Genomic DNA, 20277 nt, shown 5'->3' on the forward strand with positions numbered 1-20277 from the left:
TTTCGAGTAGGCAGCGATGAGAAGAAGGGCAGCAGAGAAGCGGCAGATCCTGCCGGATCCGCGTTTCGGTGACGAAACTGTGGCGAAATTCATCAACATGGTCATGGTCAGCGGAAAGAAATCGCTGGCCGAGCGCATCGTCTACGGCGCGCTCGACATCATCGAAAGCAAGGGGCACGAGGACTCCCTGGGCGTGTTGGTCAAGGCGCTGGAAAACGTACAGCCGGTGGTGGAGGTCAAATCCCGCCGTGTGGGTGGGGCGACCTACCAGGTGCCGGTGGAGGTGCGTCCCGACCGCCGCCGCTCTCTCGGTATGCGCTGGATCATCGACGCCGCCCGCAAGCGCAGCGAGAAGACCATGCCTCAACGTCTGGCCGGTGAGCTGCTGGACGCCGTGGAGAACCGCGGCGCCGCCGTCAAGAAGCGCGAAGACACGCACCGGATGGCGGAAGCCAACAAGGCTTTCTCTCATTATCGCTGGTAATTTGTTTCAAGTTTTTAAGGTTTAGCAGCAGTGGCACGCACAACTCCCATCGAAAGATATCGCAACATCGGCATCATGGCGCACATCGATGCCGGTAAGACGACCACGACCGAACGCATTCTGTTCTACACCGGGGTTTCCCATAAAATCGGCGAGGTTCACGATGGTGCGGCCGTCATGGACTGGATGGAACAGGAGCAGGAACGCGGCATCACCATCACTTCGGCTGCGACCACCTGCTTCTGGAGCGGCATGGAGCGTCAGTTCCCAGAGCACCGCATCAACATCATCGACACCCCGGGGCACGTGGACTTCACCATCGAGGTGGAGCGTTCGCTGCGTGTACTCGATGGGGCCTGTGCCGTGTTCTGTGCGGTGGGCGGGGTCGAACCCCAGTCGGAAACCGTCTGGCGCCAGGCCAACAAATACGGCGTGCCGCGGCTGGCCTTCGTCAACAAGATGGACCGCCAGGGTGCCGACTTTCTGCGCGTGGTCGGTCAGATCAAAGACCGTCTCGGGGCCAATCCGGTGCCGATTCAGCTGCCCATCGGCGCCGAAGAGAACTTCGAGGGCGTCGTCGACCTCATCAAGATGAAGGCCATTTACTGGGACGAGGAAACCAAGGGCAACCGTTTCGAGGAGCGCGACATCCCGGAAGACATGGTTTCCGCGTGCGAGGAGTGGCGCGAAAAGATGATCGAAGCCGCCGCCGAAGCCGATGACGAGCTGATGGACAAATACCTCGAGGAAGGTGAGCTGACCATCGAGGAAATCAAGCGCGGCCTGCGCGCCCGCACCCTCGCCGGTGAGATCGTCCCGGCCCTGTGCGGCAGCGCCTTCAAGAACAAGGGCGTGCAGGCGCTTCTGGATGCGGTCATCGAATATCTGCCGTCGCCGGTGGACATTCCTGCGGTGAAGGGTACCGACGAAAACGGCAACGAAGTGGAGCGCCAGGCCAGCGACGACGAGCCTTTCGCCGCTCTGGCGTTCAAGATCGCCACCGATCCCTTCGTCGGCGCCCTGACTTTCTTCCGCGTTTATTCCGGTGTGGTCAATTCCGGCGACACCGTCTACAACTCCCTCAAGCACAAGCGGGAGCGCATCGGCCGTATCGTGCAGATGCACGCCAATCACCGCGAAGAGATCAAGGAAGTGCGCGCCGGCGACATCGCCGCCGCCATCGGTCTCAAGGACGTTGCCACCGGCGACACCCTGTGCGACCCCAAGGCCGTCATCACCCTGGAGAAGATGGAGTTCCCCGAACCGGTGATCTCGGTGGCGGTGGAGCCCAAGACTAAGGCCGACCAGGAAAAGATGGGCGTGGCGCTACAGAAACTGGCCCAGGAAGACCCGTCCTTCCGTGTCCACACCGACGAGGAATCCGGTCAGACCATCATCTCCGGCATGGGCGAGCTGCACCTGGAGATCATCGTCGACCGCATGAAGCGTGAATTCAACGTCGAGGCGGCCGTCGGGGCGCCCCAGGTGGCCTATCGGGAAACCATCCGCAAGTCGGTGGAACAGGAAGGCAAGTTCGTGCGCCAGACCGGCGGCCGCGGACAGTACGGTCACGTCTGGCTGCGTATCGAACCCCAGGAGCGCGGCAAGGGCTACGAATTCGTCAACGCCATCGTCGGCGGCGTGGTGCCCAAGGATTACATTCCGGCCGTGGACAAGGGGGTGCAGGAGGCGATGGAAAGCGGCGTGATCGCCGGTTATCCGGTGGTCGACGTCAAGGTCACCCTGTTCGACGGTTCGTACCACGAAGTGGATTCCAGCGAAATGGCCTTCAAGATCGCCGGTTCCATGGCCTTCAAGGATGGGGCCAAGAAGGCTGATCCGGTCTTGCTGGAGCCGATCATGCGGGTCGAGGTGGTGACCCCGGAAGAATACATGGGCGACGTGGTGGGCGATATCAACCGCCGCCGCGGCATGGTGCAGGGGATGGAGGACGTTCCGACCGGCAAGGTCATCCGCTGCGAGGTGCCGTTGGCCGAGATGTTCGGTTACGCTACCGATCTGCGTTCCCTGACCCAGGGGCGGGCGAGCTACACCATGCAGTTCGAGAAATACGCCGAAGCGCCGGCCAGCGTGACCGAGCAAATCGTCAAGAAGGCGTCTTCCTGAGACAGTTTTTGCAATTAATGGATCTTTGAGTCAAGAGAGGTAGAGCAGTGGCCAAGCAGAAGTTTGAGCGGACCAAGCCGCACGTGAATGTGGGGACGATTGGGCACGTGGACCATGGCAAGACGACGCTGACGGCGGCGCTGACCAAGGTGTCTGCGGAGCATTTTCAGGGTGCGGAGTTCAAGGACTACAGTCAGATCGACAACGCCCCGGAAGAGCGCGAGCGCGGGATCACCATCGCCACCGCCCACGTGGAATACGAGACCGCCAAGCGTCACTACGCTCACGTGGACTGCCCGGGTCATGCCGACTACGTCAAGAACATGATCACCGGCGCGGCGCAGATGGACGGCGCCATTTTGGTGGTGTCGGCGGCGGACGGTCCCATGCCCCAGACCCGCGAGCACATTCTGCTGGCCCGCCAGGTGGGGGTGCCCTACATCGTCGTCTACCTGAACAAAGCCGACATGGTGGACGACGAAGAACTGCTCGAACTGGTCGAGATGGAAGTGCGCGAGCTGCTCAGCAGCTACGACTTTCCTGGAGACGACGTGCCGGTGGTGATCGGCAGCGCCCTCAAGGCCCTGGAAGGGGATCAGAGCGACATTGGCGTGCCCTCGATCCTCAAGCTGATGGAAGCGATGGACGAATACATTCCCGAACCGGAACGTCCCATCGACCAGCCCTTCCTGATGCCGATCGAAGACGTGTTCTCCATTTCTGGCCGCGGCACCGTGGTGACTGGCCGAATCGAACGCGGCAAGGTCAAGGTGGGCGACGAAGTTGAGATTGTCGGTCTGCGCCCCACCACCAAGACCACCGTCACCGGAGTGGAAATGTTCCGCAAGCTGCTGGACGAAGGGGTGGCTGGCGACAACGTTGGCGTGCTGCTGCGCGGCACCAAGCGCGACGAAGTCGAACGTGGCCAGGTGCTGGCCGAGCCCGGCAGCATTACCCCGCACACCCACTTCGAAGCCGAAGTGTACGTACTGTCGAAGGAAGAAGGCGGACGTCACACCCCGTTCTTCAACGGTTACCGGCCGCAGTTCTACTTCCGGACCACGGACGTGACCGGTGCGGTGGAGCTGCCGGAAGGGGTGGACATGGTGATGCCTGGCGACAACGTCAAGATCACGGTGAAGCTGATTGCGCCGATTGCGATGGAAGAAGGCCTGCGGTTTGCGATTCGCGAGGGTGGCCGTACCGTCGGCGCCGGCGTGGTTTCCAAGATCATCGAGTGACCTATCCATGGATAAACGCCAACGCATTCGTATTCGGTTGAAAGGTTTCGACCATCGTCTGGTCGAGCAATCCACCCAGGAGATCGTCGAAACCGCGAAGCGGACCGGGGCCCAGGTGCTGGGCCCCATCCCGCTGCCGACCCGGAAGGAGCGCTACACGGTCCTGATCTCGCCGCACGTCAACAAGGACGCGCGTGACCAGTACGAGATCCGGACCCACAAGCGTCTGATCGACATCGTCGAGCCTACCGATAAGACCGTGGACGCGCTGATGAAGCTCGATCTGGCGGCGGGCGTCGATGTGCAAATCAAGCTGAATTGAGGATGGATGCCATGACGATTGGAGTAGTCGGGCGTAAACGGGGCATGACCCGGATCTTCACCGAGGATGGTCAGTCCGTGCCGGTCACCGTGATCGAGGTCGACCTCAATCGCGTCACCCAGCTGCGCACCGAGGAAAAGGACGGCTATCGCGCGGTCCAGGTGACTGCAGGCTGCAAGAAACCGTCGCGGCTGACCAAGCCGGAAGCCGGGCATTTCGCCAAGAACGGCGTCGAGCCGGGGCGCGGCCTGTGGGAATTCCGTCTCGAGGCGGGCGAGGGTGAGGACCTGGAGGTCGGCGCCACCATCGGCGTTGACATCTTCAGCGAAGGTCAGCTCGTCGATGTCACGGGCACCACGATCGGGAAGGGTTTTGCCGGCACGATCAAGCGCCACAATTTCAACAGTCAGGATGCCAGCCACGGCAACTCCCTGTCCCACCGGGTTCCCGGCTCCATCGGCCAGTGTCAGACGCCGGGCCGGGTGTTCAAGGGCAAGCGCATGGCCGGGCATCTGGGCAACGTCCGCCGTACGGTGCAGAATCTGAAGGTCGTGGCTGTCGATAAGGATCGCAATCTGCTTTTGGTCAAAGGTGCCGTGCCGGGTCACAAGGGGACCGATGTGCTCGTGCGGCCGGCGGTCAAAGCGAAGAAGGGATAATCAGCCATGAGTGTAGAAATTCCAGTTATCCACGCAAAGGATTCCGCCCAGCCGGTCAGCGTTTCCGAGGCCGTGTTCGCCCGGGAATTCAACGAGCCGCTGGTTCACCAGCTGGTGACGACCTATCTGACCAATGGCCGCGCCGGCACCAAGGCCCAGAAGAACCGCTCCGCCGTCAGTGGCGGCGGCAAGAAGCCCTGGCGCCAGAAAGGTACCGGCCGGGCCCGGGCCGGCAGCATCCGCAGCCCGATCTGGCGTGGCGGTGGTGTGACCTTCGCGGCTTCCCCGCGCAAGTTTCACCAGAAGCTGAACAAAAAGATGTACCGGGCCGGCATGCGGGCCATTCTGTCCGAGCTGCTGCGTCAGCAGCGGCTGGGCGTCAGCGCCGACCTGATTCCCAGCGAGCCCAAGACCAAGGTGATTGCCGGAAAGTTACGGGAATATGAATTGGGCCGCCGGGTGCTGATCCTGGTCGAGGCGGAAAACCCGGTGCTGGAGCGGGCGGTGCGCAACGTGCCCAACGTGCAGGTCAGCGAGGCCGCCCGCGTCGATCCGGTTTCCCTGGTTGCGGCGGACAAAGTGGTGATGACCGCGGCGGCGGCCAAGATTCTAGAGGAGCGTTTGGCATGAGTCAGCTAGAACTGATGAAGGTGCTGGTGGCGCCGGTTATCTCGGAAAAGAGCACCCGTCTGGCGGACAGCGAAAACTGCTTTGTCTTCAAGGTCCGCAGGGACGCCACCAAGTTCCAGGTGAAGAAGGCGGTGGAACAGCTGTTCGACGTCGAGGTCGATGAAGTGCGTCTGCTCAACATGAAAGGCAAGACCAAGCGCTTCGGCCGCACGATGGGTAAGCGTCCCGACTGGAAGAAGGCCTATGTGCGCCTGAAGCCGGGACATGAAATCGATTTGTCCGCAGCCTGATGCGGCGGATCCCAAGGTAACGAGGCGAGAGACCGATCATGGCAATTGTCAAATGTAAGCCGACTTCTCCCGGGCGCCGTTTCGTGGTGTACGTCAAGACCGAGGGGTTGTGGAAGGGAGAGCCCTACGAACCCTTGGTGGAGAAACTGACCAAGAGCGGCGGGCGCAACAACGCCGGCCGGATTTCCACCCGCCATCGCGGCGGCGGCCACAAGCGGCGCTATCGGATCATCGATTTCAAGCGCGACAAGACCGGCATCCCCGGCAAGGTGGAGCGGATCGAATACGATCCCAACCGCAGCGCCCACATCGCTCTGATCCTGTATCGGGACGGCGAGCGCCGTTACATCATCGCCCCCAAGGGGCTTCAGGTGGGGCAGGAAATCCTGTCCGACCGCGAGGTGCCGGTGAAGGTGGGCAACTGCATGCCCCTGCGCAACATGCCGGTGGGTACCCAGGTGCACTGCATCGAGCTCAAGCCCGGCAAGGGCGCCCAGCTGGCCCGCAGTGCCGGGGCGTCGGCACAGCTGCTCGCCAAAGAGGGCATCTATGCCACGTTACGGCTGCGCTCCGGCGAGATGCGCAAGGTCCACATCGACTGCAAGGCCACCATCGGCGAGGTGGGCAATTCCGAGCACAACCTGATTTCCCTGGGAAAGGCGGGGGCCAGCCGCTGGCGCGGCCGCCGGCCCACGGTGCGCGGGGTGGCCATGAACCCGGTCGACCATCCGCACGGCGGGGGTGAGGGCCGCAACAAGGGCAAGCACCCGACTTCGCCCTGGGGCCAGCCGACCAAAGGTTACAAGACCCGCCGCAACAAGCGTACCGACAAGATGATTGTGCGGCGACGCAAGGCGAAGTAATTCAAGTTGAGAGGAAAAGGCAGTGCCACGTTCGGTTAAAAAAGGTCCGTTTGTCGATCATCATCTGATGAAGAAGGTCGAGCAAGCGCTCGCAACCAACAGTAAAAAGCCGATCAAGACTTGGTCGCGGCGGTCCATGATCGTGCCCGAAATGATCGGCCTGACCATCGCAGTGCATAACGGCCGCCAGCATGTGCCGGTGTTGATCACCGAAAACATGGTGGGGATGAAGCTGGGCGAGTTCGCCCCGACCCGCACTTTCCGCGGCCACGCGGCGGACAAGAAATCCAGGTAAGGAGGAAGACCGATGGAAGTCGCAGCCAAACTGCGTTATGCCCGGATCTCGGCGCAGAAATGCCGTCTCGTCGCCGATCAGATTCGTGGCCTGCCGGTGGACAAGGCGCTGGACATCCTGCGCTTCAGCAACAAGAAGGCCGCGGGGCTGGTCCGCAAGGTGCTGGAGTCGGCGATCGCCAATGCCGAGCACAACGAAGGTCTGGACATCGACGAGCTCAAGGTTTCGACCGTATGCGTCGACGAAGGACCGACGATGAAGCGTTTCAAGGCCCGGGCCAAGGGACGTGCCAGCCAGATCCTGAAGCGCACTTGCCACATCACCGTCAAAGTAGCTGAGAGCGAATAATCATGGGACAGAAAGTACATCCGATCGGTATCCGGTTGGGCTATATCAAAGACTGGAATTCGCGCTGGTATGCCGGTAACAAGGATTATTCCCGCCTGCTGCTTCAGGATGTGGAAGTGCGCGATTTCATCAAGAAGAAACTGGCGCACGCCTCGGTCAGTCGGATTCACATCAGCCGTGCGGCCAACAACACCCAGATCACCATCCACACCGCCCGTCCCGGCCTGGTGATCGGCAAGAAGGGCGAGGACATCGACCGTCTGCGCCGCGAGGTGGGCGCCAAACTGCAGACTCCGCTGCAGATCAACGTCGAAGAAATCCGCAAGCCCGAGCTCGACGCCCAGCTGGTGGCCGAAAGCGTCGCTCAGCAGCTGGAGAAGCGCATCATGTTCCGCCGGGCGATGAAGCGGGCGGTGCAGAATACCATGCGCCGCGGCGCCGAAGGGATCAAGATCAACGTCGCCGGCCGCCTGAACGGCGCCGAAATCGCCCGCAGCGAATGGTACCGGGAAGGGCGGGTGCCGCTGCACACCCTGCGTGCCGACATCGACTACGGTTTCGCCGAAGCGCGCACCACTTACGGCGTGCTCGGGGTGAAAGTCTGGATCTTCAAGGGCGAAGTGTTCGAAGACACCGGCCGGTCCGAAGGAAAATAAGGAGTACAGGAGAGCGGCATGCTTCAGCCTAAACGAACCAAATATCGCAAACAACAGAAAGGCCGCAACACCGGTCTGGCGCTGCGCGGCAACAAGGTCAGCTTCGGCGAGTTCGGCCTCAAGGCGGTGGGCCGGGGCCGGATCACCGCCCGCCAGATCGAGGCGGCCCGCCGGGCGATCACCCGTCACGTGCGCCGTGGCGGCAAGCTGTGGATTCGCATTTTCCCGGACAAGCCCATCACCAAGAAACCGCTCGAAGTGCGTATGGGTAAGGGCAAGGGCAGTGTCGAGTACTGGGTGGCCGAGGTCAAGCCGGGAACGGTGCTGTACGAGATCGAGGGGATTCCCGAGGATGTGGCCCGGGAAGCGTTCCGTCTGGCGGCCGCCAAGCTGCCGGTGAAAACCACGTTTACGGTACGGACGGTGATGTGATGAAGGTGAGCGAACTGCGGCAGAAGACGAAGGAAGAACTCGAAAATCTGCTGGTCGAGCTGCACAAGGAGCAGTTCAACCTGCGGATGCAGAAAGGTACGGGGGCTTTGACCAAGCCCGACCTGTTGCGCAAGGTCCGCCGCGACATCGCGCGGGTGAAGACGATATTGGGCGAAATGGCGAGAGCGGAAGCATGAGCGAGAAAAAGATTCGGACGCTGACCGGCACCGTGGTCAGCAACAAGATGGACAAGACCATCACGGTGCGGGTGGATCGCTTGGTCAAGCATCCTTTGTACGGCAAGTACATCAAGCGTTCGACCAAGCTGCTCGCCCATGACGAGGCCAACGAGTGCCGGGAAGGCGATGTGGTCGCCATCACTTCATCCCGTCCCCTGTCCAAGCGCAAGGCATGGACGCTGGTGAAGATTCTGGAACGAGCCAAATAAAGGAGAACCGTCATGATCCAGATGCAGACGAAGCTCGAGGTGGCGGACAACAGCGGTGCCAAGAAAGTCCAGTGCATCAAGGTGCTGGGCGGATCGCACCGGCGCTACGCCAACATCGGCGACATCATCAAGGTCAGCGTCAAGGACGCGATTCCGCGGGGCCGGGTCAAGAAAGGAGATGTCTATAACGCCGTGGTGGTGCGGACCAAGAAAGGCGTACGCCGTCCGGACGGTTCCGTCATCCGCTTCGACACCAATGCGGCCGTGCTGTTGAACAACCAGATGCAGCCCATCGGAACCCGCATCTTCGGCCCGGTGACCCGCGAATTGCGTAGCGAGCGCTTCATGAAGATCATCTCGCTGGCGCCGGAAGTGCTTTAAAGCAGGTAGGTTAAGGGAAATGCGCAAGATCAAGAAAGGCGATGAAGTGATTGTCCTGGCCGGCAAGGACCGGGGCAAACGCGGTACGGTCAAACAGGTGCTGGCCGACGATCGGGTAATCGTCGAAGGCATCAATGTCGCCAAGAAACACCAGAAGCCGAATCCGGCACGAGGGATTCCCGGTGGCATCATCGAGAAGGAGATGCCACTCCACGTTTCCAATGTGGCGATCTACAATCCGCAGACCGAAAAGGCCGACCGGGTCGGATTCCGGATTCTGGAAGACGGCCGCAAGGTGCGGTATTTCAAATCCACGAACGAAGTGATTGACGTTTAAGCGGGCGGTGGTATGGCTAAACCAAGATTGGAAACCGAATACAAAGAGCGGATCGTGCCGGAACTGATGAAACGCTTCAATTACAAGTCCGTCATGCAGGTGCCCAAGATCACCAAGATCACCATCAACATGGGGCTGGGCGAAGCGGTGGCGGACAAGAAGGTCCTGGAGCACGCCATGGAAGACCTGGCGCTGATCGCCGGTCAGAAAGGGGTGGTGACCCGGGCGCGCAAGTCCATCGCCGGTTTCAAGATTCGCGAAGGCATGCCCATCGGCTGCAAGGTGACGCTGCGGCGCGAACGCATGTACGAATTCCTCGATCGTCTGATCAATGTGGCGATTCCGCGTATCCGCGACTTCCGCGGCCTGACTCCCAAAGCCTTCGACGGCCGCGGCAACTACACGATGGGGGTGAAGGAACAGATCATCTTCCCCGAAATTGATTACGAGAAGATCGATGCCATCCGGGGAATGGATATCACCATTACCACCAGCGCACGTGATGACGAAGAGGGGCGGGCTCTGTTAGAATCATTCAATTTCCCATTCAGGAGCTAGGTTAGGATATGGCGAAGAAGTCGATGATCGCACGCGAAGTGCGGCGCCAGAAACTGGTGGCCAAGTATGCCGCCAAGCGGGCTGCGCTGCGGGCGATTCTGAAAGATCCCGATGCCTCCTTCGAGGCCAAAATGGAAGCCCAGCGCAAGCTGCAGGAACTGCCACGCGATTCCTGTCCGGTTCGGGTCCAGAACCGCTGTCAGCTGACCGGGCGGCCCCATGCGGTCTACCGCAAGTTCGGTCTGGGGCGCAACAAGCTGCGCGAGCTGGCCATGCGCGGTGACGTGCCGGGTATCACCAAGGCGAGCTGGTAAGGGGTGGCGCTATGAGTATGAGTGATCCTATCGCCGATATGCTGACCCGCATCCGCAACGCCCAGCAGGCGGGGATGGAAACCGTCTCCATGCCTTCCTCCAAGCAGAAGGAAGCCATCTGCCGGGTGCTGCAGGACGAAGGTTACATCGAAGGCTTCGACGTCGAGCGGGAAGGCAACAAGGCCTTTCTCACCATCCGCCTCAAGTATTTCGAAGGCCGTCCCGTCATCGAGCACATCCAGCGGGTGAGCAAGCCCAGCCGGCGGATCTATCGCGGCAAAGAAGCGTTGCCGAAGGTCCAGGGCGGTTTGGGAATCGCCATCGTTTCCACCTCGAAGGGAGTGATGACCGATAAAGCCGCGCGCAAGCAGGGATTCGGTGGCGAAGTCATCTGTGTCGTCGCCTGATGTGAGGGTTAGGAAGCAATGTCGAGAATAGCGAACAAGCCGATCCCCGTTCCCCAGGGGGTGGAAATCAAGCTTCAGGGGCAGGACATCGCCGTCAAGGGCCCCAAGGGCAATCTGTCCTGGCAGGTCCACGACACCGTGGAGGTGATCATGGAGGACGGCGTGGTCCGGGTCCGTCCCCGGATCGAGGCCAAGCAGGCGGTCGCCATGGCGGGGACCATGCGGGCCCTGATCAACAACATGGTGACCGGCGTCAGCCAGGGCTTCGAAAAGAAACTGACGCTCCAGGGTGTGGGTTATCGCGCCCAGGTTCAGGGCAAGAAGTTGAACCTGACCTTGGGTTTCTCCCATCCGGTGGTTTACGAAATGCCCGAAGGCATCACCATCGAAACCCCCAGTCAGACGGAAATCGTGGTCAAGGGTGCCGACAAGCAGAAGGTCGGTCAGGTGGCCGCGGAAATTCGCGCTTTCCGGCCCCCCGAGCCCTACAAGGGCAAGGGCATCCGTTATGCGGATGAGCACGTGGTTCGTAAAGAAGCGAAGAAGAAATAACCGAGGTAGACATGGACAAGAAAGCATCGCGTATGCGCCGTGCGGCCAAGGCACGCGCGCGGATCCGGCGGTTGGGCATCCACCGTCTGACGGTGCACCGTACACCGAAGCACATCTACGCCCAGATCACCACGGCGGATGGCTCGAAAGTCTTGGCGGCGGCGGCGACGGTCCAGGCCGATATTCGCAGCCAGGTGAAAAGCACCGGCAACATCGAGGCGGCCAAGCTGGTGGGGGCGGCGATCGCCGCCAAGGCCAAGGAGGCAGGTATCGAGGAAGTGGCTTTCGACCGTTCCGGTTTCAAGTATCACGGCCGGGTGAAGGCGTTGGCGGATGCAGCCCGCGAAGGCGGATTACGATTCTAGGAGCGAGAAGATGGCAAACGGAACGATGGAAACGGGCGGCGAACTGCAGGAGAAACTGGTTGCGATCCGCCGGGTCGCCAAGGTGGTCAAGGGCGGTCGCCAATTCGGTTTCACCGCGTTGACCGTCGTCGGCGACGGCAACGGCCGGGTCGGTTTCGGTCTCAGCAAGGCCCGCGAGGTGCCGGTGGCGATCCAGAAGTCACTGGAACAGGCACGCAAGAACATGGTGCACGTCAAATTGCGGGGCGACACCCTGCAGTACCCCATCACGGTGACCGAAGGCGCCGCCAAGGTCTACATGCAGCCAGCCGCCGAAGGGACCGGCATCATCGCCGGTGGCGCCATGCGTGCGGTGTTCGAGGCTGTCGGCGTCCACAACGTCCTGGCCAAATGCATCGGCACCACCAATCCGATCAACGTGGTGCGGGCGACGATCAAGGGCTTGGCGGAAATGCACGATCCCAAATACGTGGCGGCCAAGCGTGGCAAACCGGTGAAAGAGATTCTGGGCTGAAGCGATGGCGGAAAAAACACTTAAAGTTACCCTGGTGCGCAGTACAATAGGCCGGATCAAGTCCCACCGCGATACCGTGCGGGGGCTGGGATTGCGGCGGATGCACCAGACCGTGGAGCTTCAGGACACCCCGGAGATCCGCGGTATGATCAAAAAAATCGCCTACCTGTTGAACGTCGAGGAAGTAGGATAATGCGACTGAATTCGTTGAAACCGGCACCGGGCAGCAAGCATGCGCCCAAGCGTGTCGGTCGGGGAATCGGCAGCACGCTGGGCAAGACCTGCGGCCGGGGGCACAAGGGTCAGAAGGCCCGCTCCGGCGGTTATCACAAGGTCGGCTTCGAAGGTGGCCAGATGCCGCTGCACCGGCGGCTGCCGAAAGTTGGGTTCCGCTCCCGCACCAAGCGGTTCGTGGATGAAATCCGCCTTCACGAACTGAATCAGGTGCCGGGGGACGTGATCGACCTGAAGGCCCTGCGTCAGGCCGGTCTGATCACTTCCATCGTCAAACGCGTGAAAATCATCGCTTCCGGCCAGTTGGAGCGTGCCGTGACGGTCAGGGGGCTGGCCGTGACCAGGGGGGCGCGCCAGGCCATCGAAGCGGCAGGTGGAAAGGTAGAGGATTCGTGAGCACTCCGAGCGCGGCGATGCTGGGGCGGTTCGGCAATCTGACCGAACTGCGCCAGCGCTTGCTTTTTCTACTGGGGGCCCTGGTGGTGTTCCGCCTGGGCGCGCACATTCCCGTGCCTGGGATCGATCCCCAAGCGCTGGCGTTGATGTTCCAGCAGCAGGGCGGATCGATTCTCGACATGTTCAACATGTTCTCCGGCGGTGCGCTCAAGCGCTTGAGCATCTTCGCCCTGGGGATCATGCCGTACATTTCGGCCTCCATCATCATCCAGTTGCTGACCGTGGTGGTGCCGAAGCTGGAGCAACTGAAGAAGGAAGGCGAGTCGGGACGGCGTAAGATCACCCAGTACACCCGCTATACCACCTTGGTGCTGGCAACCTTCCAGTCCATCGGGGTGGCGATCGCGTTGCAGAATCAAACTGCGGGCGGACTGCCGGTGGTCATCAATCCAGGGCCGCAGTTCGTCTTCCTCACCACGGTGACGCTGGTGACCGGCACCATGTTCCTGATGTGGCTCGGCGAGCAGGTGACCGAACGCGGCATCGGCAACGGTATTTCGATGATCATCTTCGCCGGGATCGTCGCCGGCCTGCCGTCCGCGGTGGCGGCGACCCTGGAGCTGGCCCGCACCGGGGAGATGAGCCCCCTGACCGTGGTGATCCTGTTCATCCTGGCGATCGCCGTGACCGCGTTCGTAGTCTATATGGAACGGGCCCAGCGGCGGATTCCGATCCATTACGCCAAGCGCCAGGTGGGGCGTCAGGTTTATGGCGGACAGCGCAGTTTCCTGCCTCTGAAACTGAACATGGCAGGCGTGATTCCGCCGATTTTCGCTTCCAGCATCATTCTGTTCCCGGCCACGGTGGCCAGCTGGTTCTCCAACGCCGAGGGCATGGAATGGCTCCAGGACGTCGCCGACGCGCTGTCTCCCGGGCAGCCGCTTTACATCATCTTTTATTCGGCGGCGATCATCTTCTTCTGTTTCTTCTATACCGCGGTCGTCTTCAACGCCAAGGAAACCGCGGAAAACCTGAAGAAGTCGGGTGCCTTCATCCCCGGTATCCGTCCCGGCCTGCAGACGGCTCACTACATCGACCGGGTGCTCACCCGCCTGACCCTGATCGGGGCGCTGTACATCACCGCGGTTTGCCTGTTGCCAAATTTCTTGATCATGTACTGGAACGTACCGTTCTATTTTGGTGGGACCTCGTTGCTGATCATCGTCGTAGTAGTGATGGACTTCATGGCCCAGTTACAGACCCATCTGATGTCGCAGCAGTACGAAGGGCTGATGCGCAAGGCGAACCTGAAGAAAGGGCGTGGGGGTTCGCCGACGACCGGATTTACCCGTTGAGGAATTTTTAGGAGTGAGCAGTGAAAGTACAGGCATCGGTTAAGCGGATTTGCCGCAACTGTAAAGTGATTCGCCGCAAAGGCGTTGTTCGGATCATTTGCAAAGAGCCCCGGCACAAGCAGCGCCAGGGCTGAAATCATCGAACGGAATTTAGGAGAATAGGTGCATGGCGCGTATCGCGGGAGTTAACATTCCGGTCCACAAGCATGTCGTGATCGCATTGACGGCGATCTACGGCATCGGCCGGTCACGGGCTAAAGAGATTTGCGAGGCGACCCAAATCGATCCGACCACCAAGGTCAGGGATCTGACCGACGAGCAGGTCGACAAGATTCGCAACGAGGTGGGGAAATACACGGTCGAGGGCGATCTTCGCCGTGAAGTCTCCATGAACATCAAGCGTTTGATGGATCTTGGTTGCTATCGTGGCCTGCGGCATCGCCGCGGCCTGCCTGTGCGCGGCCAGCGCACCCGTACCAACGCCAGAACCCGCAAGGGTCCACGGCGTCCAATTCGCAAGTAATCATCTGGTTTGAGAGCAAAGAGGTATCTGCATGGCGACCCCGAGTCGTAGTCGCAAGCGCATCAAGAGAGAAATCTCCGACGGGATTGCGCATATTCACGCATCCTTCAACAATACGATCATCACCATCACCGATCGCAAGGGAAACACCCTGGCCTGGGCCTCCGCCGGTGGCAGCGGTTTCCGCGGTTCCCGCAAGAGTACCCCGTTCGCAGCCCAGGTGGCGGCGGAGAAGGCTGGTAACGTGGTCAAGGAATACGGAATGCGCAATCTTGACGTTCAGGTCAAGGGCCCCGGTCCAGGCCGCGAATCGGCCGTGCGCGCCCTGCACAATCTGGGTTTTCGCATCGTGCAGATCGCCGATGTGACCCCTATTCCTCACAACGGCTGTCGTCCGCCGAAGAAACGCCGCGTCTAAGGAGGAAAAACACGATGGCAAGATATCTGGGACCGCGCTGCAAACTGATGCGCCGGGAAGGGACCGACTTGTTTCTGAAGGCCCGTGGAACTTCGCTGGACAAGAAGTGCAAGCTCGACCAGCCCCCGGGCCAGCATGGCCAGCGGCGGCGGGCGCGTCTGTCCAACTATGCGATGCAGCTGCGTGAGAAGCAGAAAATCAAACGCATCTATCAAGTGCTGGAGCGTCAGTTCCGCAACTATTACAAGAAAGCGGCACGCCAGAAAGGCTCCACCGGCGAGAACCTGCTGTTCCTGTTGGAAAGCCGCCTGGACAACGTGGTCTACCGGATGGGCTTCGCCTCCACCCGGATCGAGGCGCGTCAGCTGGTCGGCCACAAGGCCATCACCGTTAACGGCAAGGTGGTCAACATTCCTTCTTATCAGGTCAGGCCCGGCGATGTGATCGCAGTGCGGGAGAAGGCCAAGAACCAGCAGCGGATCCAGGACGCCCTGACGGTGGCGGAACAGTATGGTTTTCCCACCTGGGTGGAGATGGACGTGAAGAACCTGTCCGGTGTCTTCAAATCGCTGCCTGACCGCGCTGACCTGGGTTCCGACATCCAGGAACAGCTGGTGGTCGAGCTGTACTCCAAATAATCACCTCAAGTGGTCGAAACATCTATGGTCGATTTTTTGTTGGATACCCACAAGCCCCGCATCGTCAGTATCGACACCGACACCGAGCAGCATCGTTCGCGTATCGCGATCGAACCGCTGGAGCGGGGTTACGGTCATACCCTGGGTAATGCGTTGCGCCGGGTGTTGTTGTCCTCCATTCCCGGCAGTGCGGTGACCGAGGTCAGGATCGAGGGCGTGTTGCACGAATACATGCCGATCGAAGGGGTGCAGGAGGATGTCATCGACATTCTGCTGAACCTCAAGCAGCTGGCGGTCATTCTGCATCAGGGGGAATCGGCCGAGCTGACCCTGAGCAAGAAAGGCCCGGGGCCGGTGACTGCGGGTGACATTCAAATCACGCATGACGTGGAGATCATCAATCCGGAGATGGTGATCGCCCATCTGACCGACGTGGGTGAACTGAACATGACCCTGCGGGTGGAAAAGGGACGTGGTTATCAGCCGGCCTCGAGGGATCAGTCGGCGGAAGAGGAACGGCCTATCGGTACCCTGCGCCTGGATGCTTCTTTCAGCCCCATCCGCAAGGTGGCCTACCGGGTCGAGAGCACCCGCGTGGATCAGCGCACCGACCTGGACCGTCTCATCCTCGAACTGGAAACCAATGGGACGGTGGATCCGGAAAGCTGCGTCAAGCTGGCGGCCAGGATCCTCAATGAGCATTTGGCGGTGCTGGTGGATCTCAAGGAGGAAGCCCGCGAGGAACCCCAGGAAAAGCAGCCGAAGTTCGCCCCGATCCTGTTGCGCCCGGTGGACGACCTGGAACTGACGGTCCGTTCGGCCAACTGCCTTAAAGCAGAAAACATCTTTTACATCGGTGACTTGGTGCAGCGCACCGAGGTAGAACTGCTCAAGACGCCCAACTTGGGTAAAAAATCCCTGACTGAAATCAAGGATGTACTGGCATCCAAAGGCCTGTCCCTGGGAATGAAACTGGAAGGTTGGCCGCCGGAGGATCTCAAGCGCCCTGAAGAGGCGAAGAAGGGCGAGAAGGCCAAAGCCTCTTAAGATACGGATCGAAATAAACGGAAGGTAAAGGAAAGTGCGTCATCACAAAGCCGGAAAACATCTCAACCGAACCAGCAGCCACCGGCAGCTGATGTTCCGCAACATGGCGGCGTCGCTGTTCCGGCACGAGCTGATCAAGACGACCCTGCCCAAGGCCAAGGAGCTGCGGCGCATCGCCGAGCCCCTGATCACCCTGGCCAAGGAAGACAATACGGCCCGCCGGCGTTTGGCGTTCGCCCGTCTCCGCGACAAGGAAATGGTGACCAAGTTGTTTGAGGAACTGGGTCCCCGCTACCGGGAGCGTCCGGGCGGGTATGTCCGGATTCTGAAATGCGGTTACCGGGCCGGTGACGCTGCGCCGATGGCCTATGTGGAGCTGGTCGACCGCCCCCAAGCGGAGGAAGTGGCCGAATAACGGTCTGAGATTCGGATGTGAAAAAGCCGGGAGAATTCCCGGCTTTTTCGTGTACGGTTACCAATCCTTCTTGAGGAGCTGCAGCTTCCCCGGTTTGCCATTCCACTCGTCGGCATCGGGCGGGGGCTCTTTGACCTCGGTGATGACCGGCCACTTCTTGGCAAGCTCGGCGTTCAGTTCGATGAAGACCCGCTGGTCCTCAGGGACCTCGTCTTCCGAGAAGATGGCGTTGGCAGGACATTCCGGCTCGCACAGGGTGCAGTCGATGCACTCGTCCGGATCGATGACCAGCATGTTGGGCCCTTCGTGGAAACAGTCGACCGGGCACACGTCCACACAATCGGTGTATTTGCAGTTGATGCAGTTTTCTGTGATGACAAACGCCATGGAACCGTCCTGAAATGCTGTTCGTGAATCGGGAATTATACCAGAGCCCCCTGCAAACTGAAGCGGACTCCCAGCACCAGCAGAATCAACGCCACCAGGGGACGTAGCCAGCGGTCCGGCAGGAACTTGCCCACCAGACTGCCGAGATAGATAGCGGGCAGGCCGCCGCCGAGCAGTCCCAGCAGCAGGGACCCGTCGACGCTGCCCAGCTGCCAGTGGCCAAGACCGGCGACGGCGGTGAGCGGAACCGCATGGGCGAGGTCGGTGCCGACGATGGTCACCGTGCGGCGATTGGGATAAAGCAGGAACAGCAGTGCGGTGCCGATGGCGCCTGCTCCCACCGAAGACAGGGTCACCAGGATGCCGAGCAGGAAACCCATGAGGGTGGTGATGCCGCCCCGATGGCGTTTCAGGCGGCCGATGAAAGAATTCTGTCTCTCCAGGTTCCGATACAGGAAGGCGAGGATTTGGCGCCGGGCGAAGACCACCAGGGAGGTCAGGATCAGCATGACGCCCAGGGTCACAGTCATGAGGGGCTCGTAGTCGAAGCCCTGGCGCTGCAGCCAGCGAATGGCGAGGATGGTCACGGCGACGCCGGGCAGGCTGCCCAGGGCCATGCGCGCGGCGATACCCCATTCGATGGAGCCCTGGCGATGGTGGAAATAGACCCCGTTGGCCTTGGTGAGAGCCGCATAGAGCAGATCGGTCCCGACCGCTGTGGCCGGGTTGATGTGAAAGCCAAGGATCAGGATGGGGGTCATCAAAGAACCGCCGCCGACCCCGGTCAGGCCGATGACGAAGCCGACGACCGCACCAGCGATGATGAAGCCGATTTCCATGTAAATAACCTTTTGCTTTATCCTTATTGAATTATCAAGCAAGGTTCTTATAATTAAAAGAATTAAAAGATTATTTTTTAATTCCTTCAAGAAATATGAAGTTACAGCAGTTGCGTTATATCTGGGAAGTCGCCCATCACGACCTCAACGTTTCGGCCACGGCGGAGAGCCTGTATACCTCCCAGCCGGGAATCAGCAAGCAGATTCGCCTGCTGGAAGACGAGCTGGGGGTGCAGATATTCGCCCGCAACGGCAAGCAGTTCACCGAAATCACCCCGGCCGGCAAACTGATCATCCAGCTTGCGGGGGAGATCCTTTCCAAGGTGGACGACATTCGTCACGTCGCCGACGAGTTCCGGGACGAGCGCAGCGGAACGCTGGCCATCGCCACCACTCATACCCAGGCCCGTTACGCGCTTCCTGGAGTGGTGCGGGCGTTCATGCGGCGTTATCCCCAGGTCAGCCTGACCATGCATCAGGGAACGCCGATGCAGATCGCCGACATGGTCTCCAAAGGGGAGGCGGATCTGGCGATCGCGACGGAAGCGATGGAGCTGTTCGACAACCTGGTGATGCTGCCCTGTTACCGCTGGAACCGCTGTATTCTGGTGCCGCGGGGGCATCCGCTGGCCGAGAAGGAGGCACTGTCACTCCAGGACATCGCCCAGTACCCCCTCATCACCTACGTGTTCGGTTTTACCGGCCGCTCCAAACTCGACGAGGCCTTTTCTCGGGAGAACCTGCAGCCCAAGGTGGCTTTGACCGCGGTCGATGCCGATGTCATCAAGACCTATGTCCGTCTCGGTCTGGGGGTGGGAATCGTGGCCCATATGGCCTACGATCCGAAAGCCGATGCGGATCTGGTCGCCCTGGACGCCAGCCATCTGTTCCGCGACAGCGTCACTCGTATCGGGCTGCGGCGCGACAGCTTCGTGCGGGGATACATCTTCGACTTCATCCACGAGTTCGCCCCCCACCTGAGCCGGGAGGTGGTGGAACGGACGCTGAAACTGCGCGACAAACAGGAGATCGACGCCCTGTTCGCCGGGGTGTCCCTGCCGCGTTACTGAGGTTTGCGGTGGAGGCCGCATTCCTTCTTGGCGCTGTCTTCCCACCACCAGCGTCCTTCCCGTTCCGGCTGGTGCGGCAGGGTGGGGCGGGTGCAGGGTTCGCAGCCGATGCTGCGGAAGCCGTGGCGGTGCAGCGCGTTGTAGGGGACCTCGAAGGCTTCGATATGATCCCAGACCTGCTGTGAAGTCCAGTTGCACAGGGGATTGAATTTGATCAGGCGGCCGTGACGCCCTGCGAAGGCGGTATCCGCCTCCACCTCCACCAGGGTGGCGCGGGTGTCGGGATTCTGGTCGCGGCGCTGGCCGGTGATCCAGGCGTCCAGCGTCGCCAGCTTGCGTTTCAGGGGGCCCACTTTGCGGATGGCGCAGCATTCTTGATGGCCGTCGCGGTAGAAGCTGAACAGGCCCTTGTGGCTCACCAGCTCACGAATGGCCTCGGCATCGGGATAGAGGACATCCAGCTCTATCGGGTAACGCTCGCGCACCTGTTCGATGAAACGGTAGGTTTCCGGATGCAGACGGCCGGTATCCAGGGTGAAAACCTTGACCCGGTCATGGAGGCGGCAGGCCAGATCGATGAGTACCACATCCTCGGCACCGCTGAAGGCGATGGCGATGTTTTCGAAGTGTTCGAAAGCGGTCCTCAAGATGGCGTTGGGTTTTTTGCCCGCCAGCACCGTCTGCCAGTGTTCCAGATCGAATTCCACCTGGGTCATGGGAGTTCGTTTCCGT

Annotated in this window: 35 protein-coding genes; 32 read left to right on the forward strand and 3 right to left on the reverse strand. The window is 60.7% G+C overall.

The annotated features are described in order from the left end of the window. Positions 1 to 16 precede the first annotated feature (16 nt). Genes rpsG through rplQ form a run of 31 tightly spaced genes read left to right on the forward strand, consistent with a single transcriptional unit; the run spans position 17 to position 17249 of the window. Positions 17 to 484, forward strand: coding sequence for a 30S ribosomal protein S7 (gene rpsG / locus MIN45_RS06110; protein ID WP_286290980.1), 468 nt, complete (start codon positions 17 to 19; stop codon positions 482 to 484). Positions 485 to 514: 30 nt separating this feature from the next. After that, positions 515 to 2611 carry an elongation factor G gene (gene fusA / locus MIN45_RS06115; protein ID WP_286290981.1) on the forward strand — a complete coding sequence of 699 codons (2097 nt, stop codon included), beginning with the start codon at positions 515 to 517 and terminating at the stop codon, positions 2609 to 2611. 47 nt (positions 2612 to 2658) lie between these two features. Further along, complete coding sequence (gene tuf, locus MIN45_RS06120) at positions 2659 to 3852, forward strand: elongation factor Tu (RefSeq protein ID WP_286290982.1); 1194 nt, start codon at positions 2659 to 2661, stop codon at positions 3850 to 3852. 7 nt (positions 3853 to 3859) lie between these two features. Continuing rightward, the gene (gene rpsJ, locus MIN45_RS06125; protein ID WP_286290983.1) at positions 3860 to 4174 is read left to right on the forward strand and encodes a 30S ribosomal protein S10; all 315 of its coding nucleotides are present in this window, start codon (positions 3860 to 3862) and stop codon (positions 4172 to 4174) included. A gap of 11 nt (positions 4175 to 4185) precedes the next feature. Further along, positions 4186 to 4833 (forward strand): 50S ribosomal protein L3, encoded by a 648-nt coding sequence (rplC, locus tag MIN45_RS06130; RefSeq protein ID WP_286290984.1) that lies wholly within the window; start codon positions 4186 to 4188, stop codon positions 4831 to 4833. Positions 4834 to 4839: 6 nt separating this feature from the next. Further along, positions 4840 to 5463: a 50S ribosomal protein L4 gene (rplD, locus tag MIN45_RS06135; RefSeq protein WP_286290985.1), complete on the forward strand. Its 624-nt coding sequence runs from the start codon at positions 4840 to 4842 to the stop codon at positions 5461 to 5463. Further along, complete coding sequence (rplW, locus tag MIN45_RS06140; RefSeq protein ID WP_286290986.1) at positions 5460 to 5753, forward strand: 50S ribosomal protein L23; 294 nt, start codon at positions 5460 to 5462, stop codon at positions 5751 to 5753. The genes rplD and rplW overlap by 4 nt, the downstream gene beginning before the upstream one ends. Positions 5754 to 5791: 38 nt before the next feature. Then, entirely contained in the window at positions 5792 to 6616 is an 825-nt protein-coding gene (rplB, locus tag MIN45_RS06145) for a 50S ribosomal protein L2 (protein WP_286290989.1), read from the forward strand. Positions 6617 to 6638: 22 nt separating this feature from the next. Then, a complete protein-coding gene (rpsS, locus tag MIN45_RS06150) occupies positions 6639 to 6911 on the forward strand; it encodes a 30S ribosomal protein S19 (protein ID WP_286290990.1) in 273 nt (90 codons plus the stop codon). 12 nt (positions 6912 to 6923) lie between these two features. Beyond that, on the forward strand, positions 6924 to 7259 hold the full coding sequence (gene rplV, locus MIN45_RS06155) for a 50S ribosomal protein L22 (protein WP_286290991.1): 336 nt from the start codon (positions 6924 to 6926) through the stop codon (positions 7257 to 7259). Positions 7260 to 7261: 2 nt separating this feature from the next. After that, positions 7262 to 7915, forward strand: a complete 654-nt coding sequence (gene rpsC, locus MIN45_RS06160; protein WP_286290993.1) for a 30S ribosomal protein S3 — start codon at positions 7262 to 7264, stop codon at positions 7913 to 7915. An 18-nt stretch (positions 7916 to 7933) separates the two neighbouring features. After that, positions 7934 to 8347: a 50S ribosomal protein L16 gene (gene rplP / locus MIN45_RS06165; protein ID WP_286290995.1), complete on the forward strand. Its 414-nt coding sequence runs from the start codon at positions 7934 to 7936 to the stop codon at positions 8345 to 8347. Then, positions 8347 to 8544: a 50S ribosomal protein L29 gene (rpmC, locus tag MIN45_RS06170; protein ID WP_286290996.1), complete on the forward strand. Its 198-nt coding sequence runs from the start codon at positions 8347 to 8349 to the stop codon at positions 8542 to 8544. Before rplP ends, rpmC begins: the two co-directional genes overlap by 1 nt. After that, a complete protein-coding gene (gene rpsQ, locus MIN45_RS06175) occupies positions 8541 to 8795 on the forward strand; it encodes a 30S ribosomal protein S17 (RefSeq protein ID WP_286290998.1) in 255 nt (84 codons plus the stop codon). Before rpmC ends, rpsQ begins: the two co-directional genes overlap by 4 nt. Before the next feature lie 12 nt (positions 8796 to 8807). Further along, on the forward strand, positions 8808 to 9176 hold the full coding sequence (rplN, locus tag MIN45_RS06180; RefSeq protein ID WP_286291000.1) for a 50S ribosomal protein L14: 369 nt from the start codon (positions 8808 to 8810) through the stop codon (positions 9174 to 9176). Positions 9177 to 9195: 19 nt separating this feature from the next. After that, positions 9196 to 9513: a 50S ribosomal protein L24 gene (rplX, locus tag MIN45_RS06185; protein WP_286291002.1), complete on the forward strand. Its 318-nt coding sequence runs from the start codon at positions 9196 to 9198 to the stop codon at positions 9511 to 9513. A gap of 12 nt (positions 9514 to 9525) precedes the next feature. After that, positions 9526 to 10071, forward strand: a complete 546-nt coding sequence (gene rplE, locus MIN45_RS06190; protein WP_286291003.1) for a 50S ribosomal protein L5 — start codon at positions 9526 to 9528, stop codon at positions 10069 to 10071. 8 nt (positions 10072 to 10079) lie between these two features. Continuing rightward, positions 10080 to 10385 carry a 30S ribosomal protein S14 gene (rpsN, locus tag MIN45_RS06195; RefSeq protein ID WP_286291004.1) on the forward strand — a complete coding sequence of 102 codons (306 nt, stop codon included), beginning with the start codon at positions 10080 to 10082 and terminating at the stop codon, positions 10383 to 10385. An 11-nt stretch (positions 10386 to 10396) separates the two neighbouring features. Next, a complete protein-coding gene (gene rpsH, locus MIN45_RS06200; protein WP_286291006.1) occupies positions 10397 to 10792 on the forward strand; it encodes a 30S ribosomal protein S8 in 396 nt (131 codons plus the stop codon). A gap of 18 nt (positions 10793 to 10810) precedes the next feature. After that, the gene (rplF, locus tag MIN45_RS06205) at positions 10811 to 11344 is read left to right on the forward strand and encodes a 50S ribosomal protein L6 (protein ID WP_286291008.1); all 534 of its coding nucleotides are present in this window, start codon (positions 10811 to 10813) and stop codon (positions 11342 to 11344) included. Between the two features lie 11 nt (positions 11345 to 11355). Next, positions 11356 to 11709 (forward strand): 50S ribosomal protein L18, encoded by a 354-nt coding sequence (gene rplR / locus MIN45_RS06210; RefSeq protein WP_286291010.1) that lies wholly within the window; start codon positions 11356 to 11358, stop codon positions 11707 to 11709. Positions 11710 to 11719: 10 nt separating this feature from the next. Then, positions 11720 to 12223, forward strand: coding sequence for a 30S ribosomal protein S5 (gene rpsE / locus MIN45_RS06215; protein WP_286291011.1), 504 nt, complete (start codon positions 11720 to 11722; stop codon positions 12221 to 12223). 4 nt (positions 12224 to 12227) lie between these two features. Then, positions 12228 to 12416: a 50S ribosomal protein L30 gene (rpmD, locus tag MIN45_RS06220; RefSeq protein ID WP_286291012.1), complete on the forward strand. Its 189-nt coding sequence runs from the start codon at positions 12228 to 12230 to the stop codon at positions 12414 to 12416. Next, on the forward strand, positions 12416 to 12853 hold the full coding sequence (rplO, locus tag MIN45_RS06225) for a 50S ribosomal protein L15 (RefSeq protein WP_286291013.1): 438 nt from the start codon (positions 12416 to 12418) through the stop codon (positions 12851 to 12853). Before rpmD ends, rplO begins: the two co-directional genes overlap by 1 nt. 17 nt (positions 12854 to 12870) lie before the next feature. Further along, positions 12871 to 14208 (forward strand): preprotein translocase subunit SecY, encoded by a 1338-nt coding sequence (gene secY / locus MIN45_RS06230; protein ID WP_286294137.1) that lies wholly within the window; start codon positions 12871 to 12873, stop codon positions 14206 to 14208. A 20-nt stretch (positions 14209 to 14228) separates the two neighbouring features. Then, positions 14229 to 14342 (forward strand): 50S ribosomal protein L36, encoded by a 114-nt coding sequence (gene rpmJ / locus MIN45_RS06235; RefSeq protein WP_286291016.1) that lies wholly within the window; start codon positions 14229 to 14231, stop codon positions 14340 to 14342. A gap of 32 nt (positions 14343 to 14374) precedes the next feature. Beyond that, positions 14375 to 14731, forward strand: a complete 357-nt coding sequence (rpsM, locus tag MIN45_RS06240; RefSeq protein WP_286291017.1) for a 30S ribosomal protein S13 — start codon at positions 14375 to 14377, stop codon at positions 14729 to 14731. Positions 14732 to 14762: 31 nt separating this feature from the next. After that, the gene (gene rpsK, locus MIN45_RS06245; protein ID WP_286291018.1) at positions 14763 to 15149 is read left to right on the forward strand and encodes a 30S ribosomal protein S11; all 387 of its coding nucleotides are present in this window, start codon (positions 14763 to 14765) and stop codon (positions 15147 to 15149) included. Positions 15150 to 15163: 14 nt separating this feature from the next. Then, the gene (gene rpsD, locus MIN45_RS06250) at positions 15164 to 15787 is read left to right on the forward strand and encodes a 30S ribosomal protein S4 (RefSeq protein ID WP_286291019.1); all 624 of its coding nucleotides are present in this window, start codon (positions 15164 to 15166) and stop codon (positions 15785 to 15787) included. Between the two features lie 24 nt (positions 15788 to 15811). Further along, entirely contained in the window at positions 15812 to 16834 is a 1023-nt protein-coding gene (locus tag MIN45_RS06255) for a DNA-directed RNA polymerase subunit alpha (protein WP_286291020.1), read from the forward strand. 34 nt (positions 16835 to 16868) lie between these two features. Then, entirely contained in the window at positions 16869 to 17249 is a 381-nt protein-coding gene (gene rplQ, locus MIN45_RS06260) for a 50S ribosomal protein L17 (protein WP_286291021.1), read from the forward strand. 57 nt (positions 17250 to 17306) lie between these two features. Here rplQ and fdxA read toward each other — a convergent pair whose 3' ends face one another. Both fdxA and MIN45_RS06270 read right to left on the reverse strand, forming a co-directional pair. After that, on the reverse strand, positions 17307 to 17636 hold the full coding sequence (gene fdxA, locus MIN45_RS06265) for a ferredoxin FdxA (protein WP_286291022.1): 330 nt from the start codon (positions 17634 to 17636) through the stop codon (positions 17307 to 17309). A gap of 35 nt (positions 17637 to 17671) precedes the next feature. Next, positions 17672 to 18475, reverse strand: a complete 804-nt coding sequence (locus MIN45_RS06270) for a sulfite exporter TauE/SafE family protein (RefSeq protein WP_286291024.1) — start codon at positions 18473 to 18475, stop codon at positions 17672 to 17674. A gap of 95 nt (positions 18476 to 18570) precedes the next feature. Here MIN45_RS06270 and cysB point away from each other — a divergent pair, with 95 nt between their 5' ends. Continuing rightward, positions 18571 to 19545 (forward strand): HTH-type transcriptional regulator CysB, encoded by a 975-nt coding sequence (gene cysB, locus MIN45_RS06275; protein WP_286291025.1) that lies wholly within the window; start codon positions 18571 to 18573, stop codon positions 19543 to 19545. On the opposite strand, the gene MIN45_RS06280 is transcribed toward cysB, so the two are convergent. Then, positions 19539 to 20261: a phosphoadenylyl-sulfate reductase gene (locus tag MIN45_RS06280; RefSeq protein WP_286291026.1), complete on the reverse strand. Its 723-nt coding sequence runs from the start codon at positions 20259 to 20261 to the stop codon at positions 19539 to 19541. The two genes, cysB and MIN45_RS06280, sit on opposite strands and share 7 nt — an antisense overlap. Positions 20262 to 20277: the final 16 nt, after the last annotated feature.

This window comes from Methylomarinovum tepidoasis (genome assembly GCF_030294985.1).
Classification (GTDB): domain Bacteria; phylum Pseudomonadota; class Gammaproteobacteria; order Methylococcales; family Methylothermaceae; genus Methylohalobius; species Methylohalobius tepidoasis.